We start from the raw sequence: 20306 nt of genomic DNA on the forward strand, positions 1-20306 counted from the left end.
GTGATTCCCGGGCCAGACTGCACTAATGTCCATGCTGGGCGCCCCTTATCCCCTCCCCCTTTCCCCGTTTTCTGTGCCGGTTGCGGCCGTTATAATGGCCCCCACTTTTTCTTATGGGGAGCCTGCCGTGTCTCATAACGACGAACTCTCGCTATTCATGAATGAAGTGGCCGACGTGCGGCCCATTCGCAGCGACAACATCCATCCCCATGCGGCCAAATCCGCCCCGACCGAGGCACAGCTCGCTCGCCGTCAGGCTGCCACCGCCGAACAACTCGCCCTCGACCACCTCACCATGGAGGCCATCGAGATGCTAGATCCGCACGAAATCGTCGGCTTCAAGCGTGATGGGGTGCAGGAGGGGGTCTACAAGAAGCTGCGGCTCGGCAAATACGAGCTGCAGGCCAGCCTGGACTTGCACCAGAAAACCCTCAATGAGGCACGCCAGACGCTGGTGCAGTTCATTGCGGATTGTGAAGTCCGGGATATCCGCTGTCTGCTGATCCTGCACGGCAAGGGGGATCGCAGCACCCCGCGCGCCCTGCTGAAAAGCTATGTGAGCGCCTGGTTGCCGCAACTGCCCGCCGTCATGGCGATCCACAGCGCCGAGCGTCGCCACGGCGGCAGCGGTGCTCTATACGTGCTGCTGCGCAAAAGCGAACGCAAAAAAGCGGAAAACCGCGAACGGCACCAGAAGCGGCTCGGCTAATCCGCGTTTCGCCCCCACGCCTTTGGCCCGCCTGCATGAAGGTGGTCAACTATACAGCGGCGGTGTTAGCATCGAACGGCCCCGATCATGCCAGGTACGGGGCGGCATACCATCAGGGACGATAACAAGGACAATCCCATGTCATATCAAAAGCTTGAACAACATCAGCAGCAGATCCACCGCTTTAGCCATCTCGCCGCCATCTGCGGCTGGGATCAGGCGGCCATGATGCCGGAAGGGGGCAATGATGCCCGCGCCGAAGCGATGGCCGAACTCGGTCTGCTGATCCACCAGAAGCGCACCGCTCCCGAGCTGGGCGACTGGATTGCCAAGGCCGAGAGCGAACCGCTCGATGAAGTGCAACGTGCCAACCTCGGCGAGATCAAGCGCCAGTGGCAAGATGCCAGCCTGCTGCCCGGTGAGCTGGTCGAAGCGCTATCGCTCGCTGGCAGCAAGTGCGAGCACGCCTGGCGCAGCCAGCGCAAGAACAACGACTGGGCCGGTTTTGCCCCCAATCTCGAGGAGGTGGTGAAACTCTCCCGTGAAGTAGCGCAGCTGCGGGCCGATGCGCTTGGCGTGCGCCCCTACGACGCCATGCTGGCGCTCTATGAGCCGGGCATGACCAGCGCACGGCTCGATCAGATCTTCGGCGATCTCGCCAGCTGGCTGCCGGCTCTTATCCAGACCGTGAGTGAACAACAAAAGGGCGATGCCCTGCTGCTGCCGCAAGGCCCCTTCCCCATCCCGACCCAACAGGCACTCGGTCAGGAGGTGATGGGACTGCTCGGCTTTGATTTCGCCCACGGCCGGCTCGATGTGAGCAGTCACCCCTTCTGTGGCGGCGTGCCGACCGACGTGCGGATCACCACCCGCTATAACGAGCAGGAGTTTGTCTCCAGCCTGATGGGCATAGTGCACGAGACCGGTCACGCCCGTTACGAGCAGGGGCTGCCGCACCATCTGCTGGGTCAGCCGGTGGCCGAAGCGCGCTCCATGGCGATCCACGAGAGTCAGAGCCTGTTTTGCGAGATGCAGCTGGGGCATCATCCGGCCTTCCTCGCGCTGCTGGCACCACGCATTCGTCACCACTTCGGCGAGCAGGCGGCGTTTGCGCCGGACAATCTGGCCAAGCTCTACAGCCGGGTCGAGCCGGGCTTTATCCGGGTCGATGCGGACGAGGTGACCTATCCGGCCCACGTTATCCTGCGCTACGAGCTGGAGCGCGATCTGGTGGAAGGGAAGATCGAGGTGGCCGACATCCCCGAGCTGTGGGATGCCAAGATGCAGCAGTGGCTGGGGCTCTCCACCAAGGGCAACTACCGCAATGGCTGCATGCAGGATATTCACTGGACCGACGGTTCGTTTGGCTACTTCCCGAGCTACACCCTGGGCGCCATGTATGCCGCCCAGCTGCGCTTTGCCCTCGAGAAAGAGCTGGGCAGCATGGGTGAGGTGATCGCGGCGGGCCGCCTGCCGGAGATCTTCGGCTGGCTCGGACGCAACATCTGGTCACAGGGGAGCCGGCACAGTACCGACGAGCTGGTGCGCCGCGCCACCGGTGAAGCGCTCAACCCGCACTGGCTGCGCCAGCATCTGGAACAGCGCTACCTGAAGTAATGAGCGCAGTAAGCTAACAGCAGAACGGGGCCCTTTTTAGTTGACCACTATAGGGCCCCGTTTTTATGGCGGTGCATGGCACACATGCTGTAAAAAGAGAAAATTCAGAGAGGATCAGGGGAACCCAGCAACTCGCGCAGTTGCAGGATATTGCCCTCCGGGTCGAAGGCGTTGCGCACCACAAAGCCGGGCCCAGTCCACTGCTGTGGCAGCAGGCCGCCGCCGAGATCCGCCGCCTTCGCTTCCGCCCAGGCGAGGCTGGATACGGTGAAGAACAGCTTGATGGCCCCCTCTTCCCGCAGTGCTGGCGGCCGCTTGATAACGACTTGCCCGGCATAAGGCTCAGGAATGGCATGGATCAGCAGCTGGATATCGCTGTTTTCCAGCACTACCAGCTGCTCATCCTGACTGCAGACCACCATCTGCAGCAATGTACGGTAAAAGTGGGTCAGCAGGCCCGGATCCTTGGCATAGATCAGGGCACCGGCGCGAGCGGGGCCTGGCATGGAGCACTCCTCAATAGTGAACTGCTGGGTGGACAGATCTCCACCTTCTCACAGTTGCGTGCCCCATTCGATCCTTTTTAGCGGCTCGCCAGCCTCACTGCACAAAGTGCCACTGCCGCAGTGCCAGCGTCGGAGGCGGCCCCTGATCGTCCCCCAGATCTGCCATGCCCAGCGCCTCGTCGTAATGCACACCGCCCGCACCGCTCTCGGTCAGGTGCTTGGCACGCACCGCCCCGTACAGACCGCCACTTCCGCTGATCTGCATCTCGGTCAGCGGGGCATAGAGGGCGGCATAGAGCGGGGTATTGCCCGACAGCTTGATCCCATCCTTGCCGCTATAGGCGGAATAGATGGAGATAGCAGGCGTACCGCCAGCAGTCAGCCCCTGCTTGGCTGCCGTCACCTCGGCTCCGGCCCCGAGATCGACCTTGCCGCTGACGATCAGGGTCAGGCTGCTCCCCTCGCTCACCGTCAACTTGTTGCTGCCAGTCATGGTGAAATCCTTGTCGATCAGCAGCACCACATCCCCCTTGATGGTGAGGCTGGCATCGGCCCCCATATTGAGGCTGTCGAGCTGATAAATGGTCTGATCCTTGCCAAACAGCTCCCCCTTGCCGGGTAGCGGCAGCCCGGGCTTGTGCTGGTTGCTGCTGGTGACCGAGCCAGTGGCAGGATCCGTGGTCAGCACCATCTGCTGGGTGGCGCCCAGCGTCAGGGGCCCATTGATGGGCAATGTTGCAGGGGGAAACGATTTGGGCAACGCGGCCACATTGAGCGGGTCACACACCTGCCCGGCCACGGGTGGCAACTTGGGGTGGGTGCGGTACTCGGGATCCAGATATTTCTGGTTCTCCTGATCTTTAAAAAAACCAGCGCCACCATAATTGAGCTTGCCGCTGTCGATGCTGGTGCCCCAATCCATGGAGACATTACCGTTGACCGCCACCTGACCACCGATGCGTCCCCCTTTCAGAGTCAAACTGCCGCTCCCTTTCACATTGCCGGAAACCCGGACAATCTTGTCCGAAGAGGGGGAGATAATGACGTCGCTCCCGGCATTCACGTTGCCGGAGATGGGAGAAGATCCGTTCAGGGTCACGGAGCCGGTCGCCCGTACATCGCCCCAAATTGGCGAATTGCCGTCGAGCACTACATTGGCCTTGTCACTGACGGTCGCCACCTTGGCATTCTGGTTAATGTTGGTGCCGCCATATTTGCCCTTGCGCGAGTCATAGCTGTCGATAAAACCGCTACCGGAGAGGCTCAGCCCTTCACACGCCACCACCGAATCCTGAAAGATGAAATTGCCGGGCTCGCGCTTAAGGGCAAACAGGGCATTGAGGCTGGCATTTCCCTCCAGATAGCGGCCATGGCTCTGCAACGCCAGCTTGCTGCCGGCGGAGGCATCCAGCTGATCGATGCTAAAGCGACTGCCCGCCATGGCCCCTTCCCCCTTGCCAGGCACCTTCTGCACCAGTTGCTCCCACTCTATCCGCGGTTCGGCGCCAAGCGCCTGATGCAGGGCACGATAACTCTCGTTCATCCCCTGCTCGGCACTGAGCTGCGCATTGATCTTCTTGTGAAAATTGCCGCTCAGGCGAGTCTGCAACTGGTTCTCCTGAATGCTGGTAAACACCAGCAGACTCGACAGCAGGCTCACCACCAGTACCACCAGCAGTACGGCTCCTCGCTGCCCCTGTAATCCCTTGTTCATCCCGCTCCCCCTGCTGTGGCGTTGGCACCGGATGTGGCCAACGCTGCTGCCCAGACCGCCTTGCGGCGGGCCACCTGCACCTCTACTCCCGGTGCCAGATAGCTCGGCAGCCCTTCGGGCAAGATGCGGATATTGACCAGTGCACCCTGCTGGCCGAATTCAAGATCCTGAAGATGTGCCAGCAACAGGCGCGGGCCATCTCCGTCATCGCAACTGAGCACCGGCGGTGTGAAGCGGTACTGCTCGGTAAAATCGGCGGTTTTCTGGTTGCCAAGGCAGGAGAGCACCTGATTGCCCCCCTCCACCTTGAAAGCCAGCGTAAGGCGATAAGGGGTGACGGCTATCAGCTGATCCGCCTGCTTGATGCTGTTGGTAAAGGTGAGAGTGGCAAAGCGCAGCACTTCGTTCGCCTGCTCCAGCGCCTTGCTCTGTTCGACCGTGCTCTTGATTGGGGCGTAACCGGCAAAAATCGCCAGCATCAGCATCAGACCGAGCACCATGGAGATCATCAGCTCGACGAGACTGACGCCTCGTTGCCGTGAGGGGACGCTCAGCATAAAGGCGGAAATCCTGCGTTCAGCTCCACCCGCTTGGCGCCGGAGACCCGCTCATCCTGCCACTCGATAGCGACCACAAAGTTGTCGCTATAACGGTTCGGTAGCACCAGCCGGTGGCCATCCTGCAGGGTGAAACGGGCAAGAAAATCGGCCTGGGTGAACCGCTCGGGCTTGCGCTGCACTTCGCACAGTGAACTCCAGATCTGCTCCACGCTGTTGCTCGCCTCGATCGTGGCCAGCGTGCTCTGCAAGCTGTAGTGCGCCTGCTGCAACGAGACCACCTGCCCCTTGGCGAGACCGAGAAACACCATCACAGCCAACACCATGGAAACCATGATCTCCACCAGATTGAAACCCTGCTGGCGGGCAAGTGCGGCGTGTCTCATGAGCAGCTCCCCTGCAGCAGCTGGCCGCTCGGGGCCACGCAGAGCACCCGCTGCTCACCGAGCCGATTGGCCAGAATGATCTCGGCATGGCTGCTGCTGCCGGTTGGCGCGATCTGGATGGGGTCAAACGGCTTGATCACCACTCCGCCTGCAGGTGCTGCCGCCTGACGCAGCAACTTGCTGTCAGCCATCACCTCCCAGCCACCGTTCTCGGTGCCCTGCAGTACCACCGGCAGGGTCAGCTTGACCGCTTCGCTGCGGGCAAAGCGGTAGGCTGACGCGAGCTCGGTCGCACTGCGATCGAGCCGTTCGGCCGCGAGGCGCTGACTCATGGAGGGCAACCCGACCAATAGCAAGATGGCGGCGATGCCGACCGTGATCATCAACTCAATCAGAGTAAATCCGCGCACATTCATCTTATGATCCCCAGCAGTCATGGCGATTGGCCGCGCGATAACCGGTCTGATCGAGAGTCAGAGTGCCGCACTCATCCTGTTGTCGCGTCGTTGGAATGGCTTTAAGCAGGTAGTCGCCAGCATCTTGCTGGCTGTAGCTGAACTGGTAGAAATCCGTGTTGGAAGGGGTGGCAAACGTGTCGGGATAACGGCCCTGTTGGGTATAGATACGTTCGAGGGTGAGCGCCTGCTCTAGCAATTGCTGTTGCGCTTCGTAACGACGTCCCTGTTGCAGATAACCCTGATACGCAGGCAACGCGATGGCCGCGAGAATGCTGACAACCGTCATGGCGATCAACAACTCGATCAGACTAAACCCCCGGCAATGGGGCCATGCCTTACAGTCGTTCACTTATCATCCTTGGCAAGTGTTGTTGTTATTGGTCGGCCCTGGGCCGCAAATACGATGACTTAATAATCACCAAAAATTAACTGACTCGATTGAACAACACAAAATCACCACACTCAATGTAAAAAAGATAATTATGTGATCTGTTATTAATTTTTAAGCAGTTTTCGCCGCCACTAATCTCGCTAAGCAAATAAAGCTAAGCCAATCGTGCCTACGACCCATCCGTTATGCCCCCTTCTGTCGAGCCGCGATACATGAATAACAGCGTGACGAAGAGTGAAACCCGGCCGTGCAATAAAAGAGCAAAAAAACCTTTGGCCAATTTTTGCTATCTCTGTCCGTTTCTGGCTAGTCATGGCCCCCGAGCCCCCTTACTCTTTTGCCATCTATTCCAGCAAAGCCGCCAACACCATGAATGCAAAGCCCAGCCCAGAGTCGTCACCGGATGAGGTGATCAACACCCTCAGCCGCGAGCAGTGTCACGCCGCACGGCTCGCCCGCGATGCTCGCTTCGATGGCCGCTTCTTTACCGGCGTGCTCTCGACCGGCATCTACTGCCGGCCTGTCTGCCCGGCACGGCCACCGCACGAGCACAATGTGCGCTACTTCCAAAGCGCCGCAGCTGCCGAGCAGTATGGGCTGCGTCCCTGCCTGCGCTGCCGCCCAGAGCTGGCCCCCGCAGCCCGTGGCGATCTGCCGGTTGAACTGGCTCGCCTGCTGGCGCGTATCGATCGCGGCGAGCTGGCAGACAGCACGCTCGCCGAACTGGCAGCGGAGAGCGGTATCAGTGAGCGCACCCTGCGCCGCCAGTTCGAGGCATACCTTGGCGCCTCACCAAAACAGGTGGAGCAGACGCGCCGCCTGCTGCTCGCGAAACGGCTGCTGACTGAAACTGGGCTGCCCATTACCGACATCGCGTTTGCCGCCGGCTTTGCCAGTATCCGCCGCTTCAATGACGCCTGGCTCAACGCCTACGGACTGGCCCCGCGCTCCCTGCGCCAGCAGGAGCAGCACGGTGACGCGCCAGAGCACATGAGCGCGCAGCCGCGCGGCGCAACCCTGACACTGCAACTGCCCTACCGCCCCCCGTATGACGTGGCGGCCATGCTGGCATTCTACCGGCTGCGAGCTATCCCCGGGCTGGAGCGGGTAGATGGCGAGGTGTATGAGCGACGCTACCGGGTCGGCGATCTTGTCGCGCTGGTGCGCATCGCGCAGGGCAAGGGGCACAGCCTGCAACTCACAGTCCATGATCTGCCGCTCGCAGCACTGCCCGATCTGCTCTATCGGGTGCGCCGGATGTGGGACCTCGATGCCGACATGCAGCGGATCGGCGATCAGCTCGGTCAGGATCCACTACTGGGCCGTTTGCAGACACGCTGGCCCGGCGTGCGGCTGCCGGGTGGCTGGGACGAATACGAGGTGATGCTGCGCGCCATCGTCGGCCAACAGGTCTCGGTCAAGGGAGCCATCACCATACTCGGGCGACTGGTAGCCCGTACCGAGGTGCAATTCGGGGTGGCGCAACTACCGACCCCCGCCCAGTTGTGCGAACTCGATCTCGACGGTATCGGCATGCCCGGCAGCCGTATTCGTACCCTGCGGGGCGTGGCACAGGCGCTGGCCAGCGGCGAGCTGACCCTCACGACAGCAAGTAACGAGCAGTTGCTGGCGCTGCCGGGCATAGGCCCGTGGACGGTCTCTTACTGGCGGCTGCGCTGCGGGCTGGATACCGATGCCTTCCCCGCTTCCGATCTGGTGCTGCAAAAGGCACTCGGCGGCGGCACCAAGCTGCCGGTAAAAGAGGTGTTGGCGCAAAGCGCAGCATGGCAGCCGTGGCGCAGCTATGCGGCCAGCTGGCTGTGGCATGCCATGAGTGAAGCGCCCGATTTGCTACTCCGTGCCACTGGCAACGAACAACAGCCAGATACCCAACAACAGGAGATAACACCATGATCCGCTACGATATTCTGCCGACCCGCTGCGGCGATCTGCTGGTCGCCATCAATGAATCCGGTCTGGTGCACGTGGACTTTGTGGCGGGCCTGCGGGCACTGCCCGATATGAGTGGCTGGCAGCAAGATCACGGAGCGCTGGCTCCCTTCCTCGCCGAATTTGACGCCTATTTTGCCGGTCGCTTGCAGCGCTTCTCCCTGCCCCTTGCCGCCCGTGGCACCGCCTTTCAGCAGGCGGTATGGCAAGCATTGTGCGACATCCCATACGGCGAGACCCGCAGCTACAGCGATATCGCTCGCACCATCGGCAAACCCGATGCGGTGCGGGCCGTGGGCGCGGCGAACGGCCGCAATCCGCTCTCGATCATCGTCCCCTGCCATCGGGTGATCGGCCAAAACGGCAGCCTGACCGGCTATGCGGGGGGATTGGAGATTAAAAAAACGCTGCTGACTCTGGAAGTAAAAACATTATTGAAGCCCAATCTTAGCCCTAGTGAGTCATACCTAAAAAGGTAAATCACAGTGACAAGTCTCTCACAACTTGGCAGAAGAGCTTCATTCTAAACCCAACAACACATATAATGACAAAACAATCATTTGATGCATTTTCCTCCACCATGAGGCAGGATTAAGAACATTATTAAGGTATTTTATGTTGATAGGATGTTTCATTCGTGGTTACAAGATATTCCATACAGTAACATTTGTTCCGTTTTTATCAAAAGAAAAAACAACTCTGAGTATTTTTATCGGTGATAATGGCGTAGGTAAATCATCTATATTAGAAGCATTAGATCTTGCATTTAATGATCGCGAATGGAATGTAAATAATACAGCCAAAAATCAGAAGCATTTATTTGCCCTGTGTTTCTGATTGAAAAAAAGACATGTCAGATAAAAAATAAAGCTCTTTCTCTTGTTAGTGACATTTTTTGGAGCTATAAGCCTCCCATCACGCAAAATAACTTCTCATATGATGGTATGGATAAGTTCATTTCATTTCGAGATGAACTAACTGAATGGGCAAATCCTGCAGACTATTACTTAATATCTGTTGGGTTAAATATTGACAAAGAAACATACTTTACATCAACCCTTGACAAAAAGATCAGAACCTCTCTACGCCCGAAGTCAGTTTCTGGTTCAGACCTAAATGAGTTAAAAAATGAGATATATAAACTCTATGAATTTATATATCTTCCTGTTGATGTATCTTCAAAACAAATCTTAGATATTCAATCCGATGCTTTACAAGGATTGATGGATAAGAATTTAACAACTGAAATAGAAAAACTATTGAATCAACAACGAGAAAAAGGTGGTAGTATCGTTTCTGAAATAAATGAAAAATTAGATCTTTTTCTTACAGAAATTAATAAAAAACTTTTTAATGATGACTACAATTTTGCCACCCCTACTATTGGTAAAAAAACAATTCATGCCAGTGATATTACTGACTCGATCATTAAAGGTTATTTTGAGATAAGAACACTACAGAAAGAAAAGAAAAGAAAAACATATCAAATCTCAGCTCAGGAGAACAGAGAAGAGCACTAATTGATGTTGCTAGTGTATTTGTCAAAGATACTCTTGAACGTAGAAAAAATTAATTCTATGCATTGATGAGCCTGAAGCCTCTCTATCCGTTACTTCATGCTACGAGCAATTTAAAAAAATATTTGATATATCTCTGGCAAATCAGGTCCAAATGATAATATCAACCCATTGGTATGGTGTGTTGATGTCATCTGAAAAAGCTTCACTACATCACTTGTCTAATGAAGGGAGTAAGATTGAACTGAAATCATTTAATCTACATTCTGTACATGAAGAGAGGCGATCATTTCCTGCATCTGTTGAAATGAAAAGTTTTTTGGATTTAGTTTCATCTATGCTGATGATTATGAAAAGCGCTGGAGGGAAATGGATTGTTTGTGAAGGTTCAGATGATAAAAATTATTTAGAGAAATTAATAGACCCTCGCCATAATGATGTTAACATTTTACCCCTTGGCGGTGTTTCAAATGTTGTCAAGCTCTTCGAATACTTTAGAATTGCAGCATCTGACAAAATTGAGCGGATAGCTTTAAAAGGTAAGATATTATTTATTATTGACAGTGATAAAGTTCGACTAGACATTGATGCATCTGTCCACAAGGAAGTATGTAACAAAATATCAATCAGACGCTTTCAAATGTTTGATGATGGCCCCAAACTGATTGAACCTAAAAATGCTGGGTTATATACAGAAACAGAACTAGAGGATTGTCTTGATGCTGCCGACTTTTATTTTGCAGCAGAGCAGATCATTACTGAAAATTACAATGCATTCAGCAAAAACTTCAAACAAAATAAAGATTTAAAATTTACCGAAATTAATAATTTATTAAAATTCCTTATTCCAAAAGGGGCAAAGGGATATCAAGACTTAAATGTCATAAAATCTATACTTTCAAACCACAAAATAAAATATGACATTTCTATGAATTATAAACAATCATCTCCTTTAGCGTGGGCGAATGATATTAATAGTTATTTTGATTGATGTTTTAATACATAGTTAGAACAACATAAAACATCTTCTCTTACTCTATGTATAAAGGGGCAAGTCCAATAACACAGAAAAATCTGTTTACTTGGTTGCCCCTCAATAATTCTCTTCGAGAACGGCGACAGCCTATTGTTTTAATCTCCCCATCACATGCATCTCGCAGCGGTTACAGTCAAAACGCAGGCGGAAGGTGTCTTTACCCATCTTGAGTTCCAGCGGCTCGGCCTTGAGACCGGGCACCTCGTTCGGACAGAGGTTCTGGCTGTAGCGGATGCAGTGTTTGGTGATCATCAGCACCACTTCCCGCTCCTCCTTGTTCGCCTCATAGGCGGGAGCAATCCGCTCCACCCCGTGTTCGCGGAAGAACTGCTCGGCCGCGCTGTTCAGCACATTGCCAAGGTAGGAGAGACGGTGCTGGGGATAGTTGATATCCCGCAGGGCGATACGTCGCTCGGGGCGCTGGTAGCTGGCCACGCGTGCGGCCTCCAGCACAGCGATGCCATCCCGGCGCAAGCCATTGAGCTGTGATGCGGCGATAAATAGCGGGTGAGTGAATGCCAACTCAATCTTGCGCGCCACAAACAGGGTATTGCCGAGCTTGCCAAGTTGATCCCGCGCCTGTTGCAGCGCCCGCTCCGGATTGTCGGCAGGTTGTTTGTCACAGGGAAGCGTCACCACGGCACTGATGCCCTGCTCGTCGTTGAGCGTGAGGCTCACGCCCTCATCGCTCTCTGCCAGCACCATATCGACCCGGATACGGCGATCCGCGCTCGCCTTCTCCAGCATCTTGCTGAACGCCTGATCGTGGTTGCGGTAGATTTCTGTCCCCACCTTCAGCCCCGGCATGCGTTCTGACAGGAGTAACTGCTTACCTTCGACTTTGTTGAGACGCATCCCCACCAGCTCGTTATTCGGCTTGAAGAAGCCCAGACCGTCGCCGTTGTTGAGGGTGACCTGTCTGCCATCGATCTCGATACCGTCACGGGTCACCTTGGTGACCCGCCCCAGCGGTTCGCCCACATATTTCGGGCTTTTGGTGGAGTCGATACCCTGCTGGCGACCATGGAGGAAGTAGTCTGTGCTGCCGCGGTTGAAACTTTTCTTGGGGTCAGGCGTGAAGCTGTAGCTGCAACGGCCAGCAGAGGCAGCCACCAGATCGGAGCGACTATCCAGAATGGCGTCCAGCTTCTGCCGATACCAGGCGGTAACGTTCTTGACGTAGTCGAGCCCCTTGAGGCGCCCTTCAATCTTGAAGGAGCGGATCCCCGCCTCGATCAAGGCCTCCAGGTTGTCAGTCTGATCCATATCCTTGAGTGACAACAGGTGGCTGTCTGCCACCAGCACTTCGCCATCCGGCTTTTGCAGCGAGCAGGGCAGACGGCAGAGCTGGGCACACTCACCACGGTTGGCACTGCGGCCGGTACGGGCATGGCTGATATTGCACTGGCCGCTGTAGGAGACACAGAGCGCGCCGTGGATAAAGAACTCCAGCTGCACATTGGTCGCCGCACTGATCTCGCGGATCTGCGCAAGGGACAGTTCGCGCGCCAGCACCACCTGAGAGAAGCCCACATCCTGCAGAAACTTCACCTTCTCCGGCGTGCGGTTGTCGGTCTGGGTACTGGCATGAAGCGCGATGGGTGGCAGATCGAGCGCCAGCAGCCCCATATCCTGCACGATGAGCGCATCGGCACCCGCTTCATAGATTTGGTGGGTCAGGCGCCGGGCCTGCTCCAGCTCGTGATCGTGCAGCAGAGTGTTGAAGGCGACAAAGACCTGGGCGCCGAAACGGTGGGCGTGGCGCGCCAGCGCTTCGATATCCTCGATGGAGTTGCCCGCCGCACTGCGGGCGCCAAAGGCAGGGCCACCAATGTAGACGGCATCGGCGCCATGGTTGATGGCTTCGATGCCGTAGGCGAGGTTCTTGGCCGGAGCCAGCAGCTCCAACCGGTTGTTGTGGCTTAACGGGTGCTTGTTCTGGTGCATGGTCTCGGGATCAGGGCGGACAGCAAATGGGCGCTACTCTAGCCCATTCACCACCCACGTGCCTTGATCCCGCTTAAGGTATCTGCGAAATACAGGATTACATAACCACCTTGAGTGCCAGTCCCAACAGCACCAAGCCGCTCACCTTATCGATCACAAAGGATTTGGCTTTAAGCCACGCCAGCACCGGCCCGCGTGAGAGCACCAGCGCCACCAGCACGTACCAGACTGCATCGATCCCGCCCGCGGTGAGCATCATGATGCCCCCTTCGCTCCAGCCGGTATCGGCCCGCACAAACTGGCTGAACAGGGCGATGAAGAAGACCGCCAGCTGGGGGTTAAGGAAGGCCACCATAAAACCTTCAAAGGCCCCTTGCCGACCACGCAGCTGGTGCATCTCTTCACTCGCTTCACCACTGGCTGGTTTTGCCAGCAGGGCTTTCACCCCGAGCCAGGCAAGAAACGCAGCACCGCCGTAGCGGATCAGATCAAACAGGATAGGGGTCTGGGTGATCAGGATCGAGAGGCCAAGCGCGGTTACCAGCGCATAGATACCAACCCCGAGGCCGTGGCCAAGCGCAGTGGCGACGCCGTGCCTCTGCCCGCCCTGCACCGTGTTGCGGATGATCAGCGCCAGACTCGGCCCCGGGCTGATGGCCCCCATCACGCAGATTGCGGCCAGTGCCAGCCAACTCGTCAGTTCCATGCTTTTCCTCTTTTGTGCTCGATATGATGACCTGCACTCAGGGTACGGGCTGACTCATTATGCCAGTAGTGAAAGTTATGAATAGAACCCATAACCCATGGCTATGGTGCCATACAACTGACCGGGGCTAACCGCCGAGCTCGAGCAGCTTGCGACTCTCGCCAACGGTAAGTTGCAGGTGATCCCGCAGGAAGGGGTAGGCCAGCTCGCGAAACCAGCGGTGGGCCGGATCCTGATGGTGGCGCTGATGCCACAGCAGATGATACTGCTGGTCGCGGGTCGCAAAGGGCAAGTCGACAAAGGTGAGCTCATGGCCGCAGGAGAGCTGCCAGGCGATATGGGCCGGGGTAGTCATCAGGCAATCGGTGCGCAACAACACCTCCACCGCCGCCTGAAAGAAGGGAACTCTGGCAAACCAGCGCCGCCTCAGTCCCTGCGGCGCTAACACCTGCTCCACCGGGCTGTCCTTGTCGCCACCGCCACTCACCTGCAGGTGAGGCCAAGCGAGATAGTCATCGAGACTCAGCGCCTTGCCTGCCAGCGGATGCTGACGTCCCATCAGCACCGCCAGTCGATCTTCCCCCTGATGCAGACCACGGATCTGCTCCGGTACCAGCTCGGTGATGGTGGAGACCAGATCGAGCTCGGACTGCCACAACTGCGGCAGCTGACGCTTGTCCCACAGGCTGTACTCCAGCGCCGCCAACGGCGCCTCTTTGGAAAGCGCGGCGCAGATATCGGGCAGAATATGTTGGGCAACATAATCAGAAGACGCGAGCCGAAATACCCGCTCGCAGCGGCTCGGGTCAAATCCGGGCGCCTCGTAGAGCCGCTCCAGCGCACCGAGAGAATCCGCAAGCTGAGCGGCCAACAGTTCGGCCCGTGGCGTCAGCAGCCAGCGTTGCCCCTCCCGCACCAACAACTCGTCATCAAACTCGCTGCGCAACTGGGCAAGCTGCTTGCTGATGGAGGGCTGGCTAAGGTGCAGCAGCTCGGCGGCGCGACTGATATTACGGGTCTCCAGCAGCACCTTGAGGGTCGGCAACAAGTTGAGATTGGCTCTGAGCAAGGAGATACCCTCATAGGTGGTGAAACGCCTATATTAGGGCAGAGGAGTCCCGCGTTTTAAGCAAAATTTCCTGCCATGTTCAGCACGTTGCAGCCCTTTGCGACCAGATGGCACAGCGGATCCCCCCGCACATAACCATGACCACAAGATGACAGTGGTTGTCTCGTACGGCATAATTGCACGATTTTCCGCCCGCGGGCGATCCACTTTGAGAAGCGGTAACAAGATGAAATACGCCAATATCACCGGCTGGGGCAAATGCCTGCCTCCCTCTGTGCTGACCAACGACGACCTCAGCACCATCATGGATACGTCAGACGAGTGGATCTATCCGCGCACCGGCATCAAGGCCCGCCGGATCTCCCATGTCAGCACTTCGGATCTCGCCACCCTGGCCGGTCGCCGCGCGCTGGCCTGCGCCGGTCTGGAAGCGAGCGATCTCGATGGCATCATCCTGGCCACCGCCACCCCGGACAACCTGCTGCCAAGTGCCGCCTCTGCGGTGCAAAAGAAGCTCGGCGCCGTCAACGCCGCCGTGTTTGACCTCAACGCTGCCTGCACCGGTTTCGTCTACTCCCTTTCCGTCGCTACCTCGCTGGTGCAGACCGGCATGATGAAGAAGGTGCTGGTGATTGGTGCCGAGCGCCTCACCTACCTGCTGGACTGGGCGCGCCGCGATACCGCCGTGCTGTTTGGCGATGGTGCCGGTGCCGTGGTGATCGAGGCAAGCGAGCAGGAGTGTGGCCTGCTCGCCAACAAGCTGGGCTGCGACAGCGAAGCGCGGGAGATCCTGCACGTACCGAACTTCGGTACCGATCGGGTGCGTTTTGCCGATATCGATGGGCTGTTCACCTTCAACTTCGAAGGGCCGGAGATCTTCAAACGCGCCGTGCGCGGCATGGGTGAAGCCACCAGCACTGTGCTGGCACAAGCTGGCATTGCGCCGGAGCAGGTCGACCTGATCGTTCCCCATCAGGCCAATTTCCGCATCATCGAGACCCTCGCCAAACGGATGAATGCGCCGATGGAGAAAGTGATGGTCAACATCGAAAACTATGGCAACACCTCCGCAGCCACAGTGCCCATCGCCCTGTGCGAAGCGCTGGAGCAGGGCCGCGTCAAGCCGAACTCCTATCTGCTGACCGCCGCTTTCGGTGCCGGCCTGACCTGGGGGGCCGCCATCATCAAGTGGGGCGATCGCGTCACCCCTATTAAGGCGTGCGATGCCGAACTGCCCCCGTGCGACCAGAGCGCGCTGGAGCTCATCGCCCATGCCGTCGAAGGGTGCCAGAAGGCCCACGCCAACGAGGCGTGATCCTCATCAGGAGCCTGAATCCTCAGGCTCCTTCTCTCCTTTTCATCCCCACCTGGCTCACCCCCCCCACCTCGCAAGCCGCTTGATACGGCAATCGCTGATACAAACAACTCCGATTTGCAGCCAATTAATTTTTTTCCGCTAACCTTATTGTGCCAACTATAAATAAAGAAAAGAGCGTCAAGGGGCACCATGACTGTTTCGGTCCTGCGCCTTTACCTCTTACCAAATAATTGCACAGGGATAAGCTACGTATGGCACAACACAAAAGTGGCGTGAACACACCGCTTTGGGAACCGGTTTGCTGGATTTGCTGCATCGGGCTTGCTCTGCTGAGCTGCCTGTTGCTGCAGCTCGCCGATGCGCTGTCACCTCTCTACCTGCTGCTCAATGTGCTGGTTGCTATTGCCGCCGCGCTCTGGACATCAAATCACTTCCACCAGCACCCACTCCGACATCGTGCAGGAGAGGAACAAACCGTCGCAACCGATCCTCTCGCCCACTCCATCATCGGGCTCGAACAGGTGTGCGAGAAGGCACTCCCCATCTGGTCCCAGCAAATTGAAAGCTCTCGTCAACAAACCGAAGCCGCGATGATTGACCTGACTCAACGCTTCAGCGGCTTGGCCAACAAGCTGGAAGAAGCCGTCAATGCTTCTCATCTGGCAGCCGGAGAACTGGGTGATGCCAATTCCCGTGGCATGGCAGGAGTCTTGAGCGAGAGCCAGCAGCAACTCAATGAGGTAGTGGCCATCCTGCACTCCGCCCAAGCCAATCGGGACGCCATGCTGGGTGAGATAAAAAGCCTGACCACCTACACCATAGAGCTCAACACCATGGCCATGGATGTGGCCAAAATCGCCTCCCAGACCAACCTGCTGGCCCTCAACGCCGCCATTGAAGCGGCTCGTGCAGGGGAAGCAGGCCGTGGCTTTGCTGTGGTCGCTGATGAAGTGCGCAACCTCTCCCGCCTCTCCAGCGAAACCGCCCAGAAGATGACCGACAAGGTTGACACCATCAATACTGCTATCGGTCGCGCCTTCCAGATTGCCGAAAATGCTGCCGCACGGGATCACGCCTCGGCGCTCAACTCGGAGCAGACAATCGAACAGGTACTGGCCCGTTTTCGCCATGCCACTGACAGCCTGGCGGAATCCGCCTCCCTGCTGCAAAACGAGAGCACCGATATCCATCGCGAAATCTCCAGCGTCATTGTCTCGCTGCAATTTCAAGACAGGGTCAGCCAGATCCTCAGCCACGTCAGACAAAACATGGAGAGCCTCTCCAGCCACCTGGTTGCTTCGGAGCAGAGCAGCAATGCGACAGGGCCAATCCAGATCGATGCCAATCGCTGGCTGGCAGAGATGGAACTCTCATACGCCACCGACGAACAGCGCAATATTCACCATGGTCGCACCACCCGTTCTGTCAACGCGCAACCAAGCAGCGCCGACATCACATTTTTCTAGGAGAGAGATATGGGCAAAACGATCCTGATCGTGGATGACTCGGCAACTATTCGCCAAGTCGTAGGCATGACCCTCAAGGGAGCCGGTTATGAGGTCATGGAAGCCTCTGACGGCAAAGATGCGCTCAACAAACTAGATGGCAAGAAGATCAACCTGATCATCAGTGACGTCAACATGCCGAACATGGATGGCATCACCTTCGTCAAAGAGGCTAAAAAGCTGGCCAACTACAAATTTACCCCTGTCATCATGCTAACCACCGAGTCTCAGGACAGCAAGAAGCAGGAGGGACAAGCCGCGGGGGCCAAAGCCTGGGTGGTCAAACCCTTCCAGCCCGAACAGATGCTGGCCGCAGTCGCCAAGCTCATCATGCCGTGACCCGGAGCGCATCATGCAACTACAGAGTGAGCTACTCGACAACAAGGTAGTGGTGACCATGCCGGACGAGATCACCATTTATACAGTCAGCGAGCTGAAAGATGCCCTCTCGCCCTTATTGCATCAGGGGAACGAACTGGAGCTGAATCTGGCAGCGGTATCCGAGATAGACAGCGCCGGGCTGCAACTGCTGCTGGCAGCGAAGAAAACCGCTCTGCAGCAAGGCTCCTCCCTGGCACTGGTCTGGCACAGCCATGTTGTGCTTGAACTGCTGGAGCTCTGCCAGCTCTCGGCCTTTTTTGGCGACCCCACCCTCATCACCCATGGCGAACGGCCCTGAGCCACCATGACAAGGAGTCACCGTGAGCATCGATCTTGATCAGGCTTTACAAACCTATATCGCCGAGGCACGCGAGTTGCTTGAAGAGATGGAGTCAGCCCTTCTATCACTGGAATCTGACCCTGACAATAGCGAGCTGATTGGAGCCATCTTCCGTGCTGCTCATACCATCAAGGGGTCGGCTGGCCTGTTTGGTCTGCAACCAATAGTCGGGTTTACCCATATTGTCGAGGATCTGCTAGACCAGATCCGCAATCAGCAGCTCACCGTCACCTCTCCTCTGATCAAGGATCTGCTGGAGAGCTGTGACCACATCCAGACGCTCATCAGTGTCGTTGCAGAGCAGGGCAGCACGTTAAGCGATGGCGATGCCAACCAGGATGAACGGCTGAGGCTCACCCTCACCCGTCATCAGTGCGTCCCCCATGCCACGCTGCCAGATACTGTACATACGCCGGAACCCAAGATCGAAAAAGAGGGAGGGATTACCAGCTCCGCCTCCCTGTGGCATATCTCCCTGCGTTTTGGTCCCGATGTGCTGCGCAATGGCATGGATCCGGCCGCATTTCTGCGCTATCTCGGCACTCTCGGAACCATATGCTCGGTGGAGACTATCCATCAGGTGCTACCGGATTGGGAACAGTTCGATCCGGAGAATTGCTACCTAGGCTACGAGATAGACTTCGACTCGCAGGCAGACAAGACGGCCATCAGCGATGTCTTTGAATTTGTCAGAGATGACTGCCAGATCAGCATCTTGCCACCCCACAGCAAGATCGCCGAGTACATCAACCTGATCGAGTCGCTGCCTGAAGATAGCGCCATGTTGGGGCAGTTGCTGGTCAACACCGGCGCCCTGACGGCAGAGGAGTTAGCAAGCGGTCTGCAGGCACAACAAGCGACCCCGGCAGAACAAGCGCCAAGACTCGGAGAAATCCTTATTGCGCAGGGTGCCGTCAACGAAGCCGTCGTCGATGCTGCTCTGAAAAAACAGAACCAGACCAAGGAGAGCAAGAGCAAAGAGGGCCGTTACGTCAGGGTGCATGCCGACAAGCTGGACGATCTAATCAATCTGGTCGGGGAGTTGGTAGTCGCCAGTTCAGGAGCCAATCTGCTGGCCCAACGTACCCGCGAAAGCCAGCTGCAGGAAGCCACCTCGGTCATTGCCATGCTGGTGGAAGAGATCCGCGACAGTGCACTGCGCCTGCGCATGGTGCCTATCGGCGATACCTTCAACCGCTTCCAGCGGGTGGTGCGCGATGTCAGTCAGGAACTGAACAAGGATATCACTCTGGTGATCTCCGGAGCCGAGACTGAACTGGACAAGTCGGTGGTAGAGAAGATCGGCGATCCGCTGATGCATCTGGTCAGAAACTCGATGGATCATGGCATTGAATCGGCAGAGCAACGGCTGCTGGCAGGAAAACCCCCCCGTGGCACCCTGAATCTCAATGCCTATCACGACTCCAACAGTATCGTCATCGAAATTCGGGATGACGGTGCAGGTCTCAACAAAACCAAGATCCAGCAAAAAGCCATCGAGCGCGGTCTGATCAGCCCAACCACCACGCTGACGGATCAGGAGATATACAACCTGATCTTCGAGCCGGGGTTCTCTACCGCCGAGGCGATAACCAACCTCTCCGGTCGCGGGGTTGGCATGGATGTCGTCAAACGCAACATCACTGCCCTGCGCGGCACGGTCGATCTGGACAGCATCCCGGGAAAAGGAACCCGTGTGCAGATCCGCCTGCCGCTCACCCTTGCCATCATCGACGGCTTCCTGGTGCGAGTCTGCGACACCCACTACGTCATTCCCCTCGATATGGTGATCGAGTGCGTTGAATTGACCCAGAGTGCACTGTCCGACACCCAGGGTCGCAATTACATCAATTTGCGTGGCGAGGTGCTGCCCTTTATCCGCCTGCAACACTACTTCGATACCAATGGCAGCAAGGGGCGGCGCGAGAACATTGTCGTGGTCAGCCACGCAGGCAAAAAATCCGGACTGGTGGTGGATGAGCTGCTGGGAGAATTCCAGACCGTCATCAAACCGTTGGGAAAATTGTTCCAGCGCCTGCAGGGCATCAGTGGCTCAACCATTCTGGGGGGGGGAGAGGTAGCCCTGATCCTCGACATTCCTTCGCTGATCCAGCACGCAATCACTCAGGAATCCTGTCAGCTCAACAGGTTGACAGTGTCGCGCAACCTGCCTCAATCCAGCATCAACTGAGGGGACCA

At 56.9% G+C, this 20306-nt stretch carries 21 protein-coding genes; 12 read left to right on the forward strand and 9 right to left on the reverse strand.

Translation table 11 applies throughout. The features are described 5' to 3' along the window. The first annotated feature begins 127 nt into the window (after positions 1-127). Positions 128-709 (forward strand): DNA endonuclease SmrA, encoded by a 582-nt coding sequence (gene smrA / locus ACTG2T_RS04545; protein WP_330124016.1) that lies wholly within the window; start codon positions 128-130, stop codon positions 707-709. Positions 710-847: 138 nt separating this feature from the next. After that, on the forward strand, positions 848-2326 hold the full coding sequence (locus tag ACTG2T_RS04550; protein WP_323924036.1) for a carboxypeptidase M32: 1479 nt from the start codon (positions 848-850) through the stop codon (positions 2324-2326). Positions 2327-2430: 104 nt separating this feature from the next. Here the strand turns inward: ACTG2T_RS04550 and ACTG2T_RS04555 are convergent, their stop codons facing one another. The 6 genes from ACTG2T_RS04555 to ACTG2T_RS04580 all read right to left on the reverse strand — a co-directional run bounded on the left by ACTG2T_RS04555 (position 2431) and on the right by ACTG2T_RS04580 (position 6296). Continuing rightward, entirely contained in the window at positions 2431-2832 is a 402-nt protein-coding gene (locus ACTG2T_RS04555) for a VOC family protein (RefSeq protein WP_005338740.1), read from the reverse strand. 94 nt (positions 2833-2926) lie between these two features. Beyond that, positions 2927-4546 (reverse strand): DUF7305 domain-containing protein, encoded by a 1620-nt coding sequence (locus ACTG2T_RS04560; protein ID WP_330124015.1) that lies wholly within the window; start codon positions 4544-4546, stop codon positions 2927-2929. Next, positions 4543-5103, reverse strand: coding sequence for a PilW family protein (locus tag ACTG2T_RS04565; protein WP_330124014.1), 561 nt, complete (start codon positions 5101-5103; stop codon positions 4543-4545). The genes ACTG2T_RS04560 and ACTG2T_RS04565 overlap by 4 nt, the downstream gene beginning before the upstream one ends. Then, positions 5097-5489 (reverse strand): type IV pilus modification PilV family protein, encoded by a 393-nt coding sequence (locus tag ACTG2T_RS04570; RefSeq protein ID WP_005358533.1) that lies wholly within the window; start codon positions 5487-5489, stop codon positions 5097-5099. The genes ACTG2T_RS04565 and ACTG2T_RS04570 overlap by 7 nt, the downstream gene beginning before the upstream one ends. Continuing rightward, entirely contained in the window at positions 5486-5905 is a 420-nt protein-coding gene (locus tag ACTG2T_RS04575; RefSeq protein WP_005338751.1) for a GspH/FimT family pseudopilin, read from the reverse strand. Before ACTG2T_RS04575 ends, ACTG2T_RS04570 begins: the two co-directional genes overlap by 4 nt. Before the next feature lies 1 nt (position 5906). Beyond that, positions 5907-6296, reverse strand: a complete 390-nt coding sequence (locus ACTG2T_RS04580; protein WP_042080667.1) for a type IV pilin protein — start codon at positions 6294-6296, stop codon at positions 5907-5909. 411 nt (positions 6297-6707) lie between these two features. Between ACTG2T_RS04580 and ACTG2T_RS04585 the strand changes: the two genes are divergently transcribed. The 5 genes from ACTG2T_RS04585 (at position 6708) to ACTG2T_RS04605 (ending at position 10796) form a co-directional block, all read left to right on the forward strand. Further along, positions 6708-8252 (forward strand): DNA-3-methyladenine glycosylase 2 family protein, encoded by a 1545-nt coding sequence (locus ACTG2T_RS04585; protein ID WP_330124013.1) that lies wholly within the window; start codon positions 6708-6710, stop codon positions 8250-8252. Beyond that, on the forward strand, positions 8249-8767 hold the full coding sequence (locus tag ACTG2T_RS04590) for a methylated-DNA--[protein]-cysteine S-methyltransferase (protein ID WP_330124012.1): 519 nt from the start codon (positions 8249-8251) through the stop codon (positions 8765-8767). The genes ACTG2T_RS04585 and ACTG2T_RS04590 overlap by 4 nt, the downstream gene beginning before the upstream one ends. A gap of 136 nt (positions 8768-8903) precedes the next feature. Further along, positions 8904-9125, forward strand: coding sequence for an AAA family ATPase (locus ACTG2T_RS04595; RefSeq protein ID WP_330124011.1), 222 nt, complete (start codon positions 8904-8906; stop codon positions 9123-9125). Continuing rightward, on the forward strand, positions 9116-9808 hold the full coding sequence (locus tag ACTG2T_RS04600; protein WP_330124010.1) for a hypothetical protein: 693 nt from the start codon (positions 9116-9118) through the stop codon (positions 9806-9808). Before ACTG2T_RS04595 ends, ACTG2T_RS04600 begins: the two co-directional genes overlap by 10 nt. 184 nt (positions 9809-9992) lie before the next feature. Beyond that, positions 9993-10796 (forward strand): hypothetical protein, encoded by an 804-nt coding sequence (locus tag ACTG2T_RS04605; protein ID WP_330124009.1) that lies wholly within the window; start codon positions 9993-9995, stop codon positions 10794-10796. Positions 10797-10928: 132 nt separating this feature from the next. Here ACTG2T_RS04605 and ACTG2T_RS04610 read toward each other — a convergent pair whose 3' ends face one another. The 3 genes from ACTG2T_RS04610 to ACTG2T_RS04620 all read right to left on the reverse strand — a co-directional run bounded on the left by ACTG2T_RS04610 (position 10929) and on the right by ACTG2T_RS04620 (position 14563). Beyond that, positions 10929-12788: a peptidase U32 family protein gene (locus ACTG2T_RS04610; protein WP_330124008.1), complete on the reverse strand. Its 1860-nt coding sequence runs from the start codon at positions 12786-12788 to the stop codon at positions 10929-10931. 97 nt (positions 12789-12885) lie between these two features. Then, entirely contained in the window at positions 12886-13494 is a 609-nt protein-coding gene (locus tag ACTG2T_RS04615) for a LysE family translocator (protein WP_330124007.1), read from the reverse strand. A gap of 127 nt (positions 13495-13621) precedes the next feature. Then, complete coding sequence (locus tag ACTG2T_RS04620) at positions 13622-14563, reverse strand: LysR family transcriptional regulator (protein WP_330124006.1); 942 nt, start codon at positions 14561-14563, stop codon at positions 13622-13624. Between the two features lie 226 nt (positions 14564-14789). Between ACTG2T_RS04620 and ACTG2T_RS04625 the strand changes: the two genes are divergently transcribed. The 5 genes from ACTG2T_RS04625 to ACTG2T_RS04645 all read left to right on the forward strand — a co-directional run bounded on the left by ACTG2T_RS04625 (position 14790) and on the right by ACTG2T_RS04645 (position 20298). Beyond that, the gene (locus tag ACTG2T_RS04625) at positions 14790-15878 is read left to right on the forward strand and encodes a ketoacyl-ACP synthase III (protein ID WP_330124005.1); all 1089 of its coding nucleotides are present in this window, start codon (positions 14790-14792) and stop codon (positions 15876-15878) included. A gap of 254 nt (positions 15879-16132) precedes the next feature. Next, on the forward strand, positions 16133-17347 hold the full coding sequence (locus ACTG2T_RS04630; protein WP_330124004.1) for a methyl-accepting chemotaxis protein: 1215 nt from the start codon (positions 16133-16135) through the stop codon (positions 17345-17347). A gap of 9 nt (positions 17348-17356) precedes the next feature. Continuing rightward, on the forward strand, positions 17357-17725 hold the full coding sequence (locus ACTG2T_RS04635; protein ID WP_005338778.1) for a response regulator: 369 nt from the start codon (positions 17357-17359) through the stop codon (positions 17723-17725). A gap of 13 nt (positions 17726-17738) precedes the next feature. After that, complete coding sequence (locus ACTG2T_RS04640) at positions 17739-18065, forward strand: STAS domain-containing protein (RefSeq protein WP_005358513.1); 327 nt, start codon at positions 17739-17741, stop codon at positions 18063-18065. A gap of 22 nt (positions 18066-18087) precedes the next feature. Then, positions 18088-20298 carry a chemotaxis protein CheA gene (locus tag ACTG2T_RS04645; protein WP_330124003.1) on the forward strand — a complete coding sequence of 737 codons (2211 nt, stop codon included), beginning with the start codon at positions 18088-18090 and terminating at the stop codon, positions 20296-20298. Positions 20299-20306: the final 8 nt, after the last annotated feature.

It is taken from the genome of Aeromonas sp. 75A (assembly GCF_051919425.1).
In the GTDB taxonomy this organism is placed as follows: domain Bacteria; phylum Pseudomonadota; class Gammaproteobacteria; order Enterobacterales; family Aeromonadaceae; genus Aeromonas; species Aeromonas veronii.

What these genes read in the sequence shown, in the direction of transcription:
- ACTG2T_RS04550 (WP_323924036.1), top strand. Translation starts at nt 848, where the DNA reads ATGTCATATCAAAAGCTTGAACAACATCAGCAGCAGATCCACCGCTTT.
- ACTG2T_RS04555 (WP_005338740.1), bottom strand. Translation starts at nt 2,832, where the DNA reads ATGCCAGGCCCCGCTCGCGCCGGTGCCCTGATCTATGCCAAGGATCCG.
- ACTG2T_RS04560 (WP_330124015.1), bottom strand. Translation starts at nt 4,546, where the DNA reads ATGAACAAGGGATTACAGGGGCAGCGAGGAGCCGTACTGCTGGTGGTA.
- ACTG2T_RS04565 (WP_330124014.1), bottom strand. Translation starts at nt 5,103, where the DNA reads ATGCTGAGCGTCCCCTCACGGCAACGAGGCGTCAGTCTCGTCGAGCTG.
- ACTG2T_RS04570 (WP_005358533.1), bottom strand. Translation starts at nt 5,489, where the DNA reads ATGAGACACGCCGCACTTGCCCGCCAGCAGGGTTTCAATCTGGTGGAG.
- ACTG2T_RS04575 (WP_005338751.1), bottom strand. Translation starts at nt 5,905, where the DNA reads ATGAATGTGCGCGGATTTACTCTGATTGAGTTGATGATCACGGTCGGC.
- ACTG2T_RS04585 (WP_330124013.1), top strand. Translation starts at nt 6,708, where the DNA reads ATGAATGCAAAGCCCAGCCCAGAGTCGTCACCGGATGAGGTGATCAAC.
- ACTG2T_RS04590 (WP_330124012.1), top strand. Translation starts at nt 8,249, where the DNA reads ATGATCCGCTACGATATTCTGCCGACCCGCTGCGGCGATCTGCTGGTC.
- ACTG2T_RS04595 (WP_330124011.1), top strand. Translation starts at nt 8,904, where the DNA reads ATGTTGATAGGATGTTTCATTCGTGGTTACAAGATATTCCATACAGTA.
- ACTG2T_RS04605 (WP_330124009.1), top strand. Translation starts at nt 9,993, where the DNA reads ATGTCATCTGAAAAAGCTTCACTACATCACTTGTCTAATGAAGGGAGT.
- ACTG2T_RS04610 (WP_330124008.1), bottom strand. Translation starts at nt 12,788, where the DNA reads ATGCACCAGAACAAGCACCCGTTAAGCCACAACAACCGGTTGGAGCTG.
- ACTG2T_RS04615 (WP_330124007.1), bottom strand. Translation starts at nt 13,494, where the DNA reads ATGGAACTGACGAGTTGGCTGGCACTGGCCGCAATCTGCGTGATGGGG.
- ACTG2T_RS04625 (WP_330124005.1), top strand. Translation starts at nt 14,790, where the DNA reads ATGAAATACGCCAATATCACCGGCTGGGGCAAATGCCTGCCTCCCTCT.
- ACTG2T_RS04630 (WP_330124004.1), top strand. Translation starts at nt 16,133, where the DNA reads ATGGCACAACACAAAAGTGGCGTGAACACACCGCTTTGGGAACCGGTT.
- ACTG2T_RS04635 (WP_005338778.1), top strand. Translation starts at nt 17,357, where the DNA reads ATGGGCAAAACGATCCTGATCGTGGATGACTCGGCAACTATTCGCCAA.
- ACTG2T_RS04640 (WP_005358513.1), top strand. Translation starts at nt 17,739, where the DNA reads ATGCAACTACAGAGTGAGCTACTCGACAACAAGGTAGTGGTGACCATG.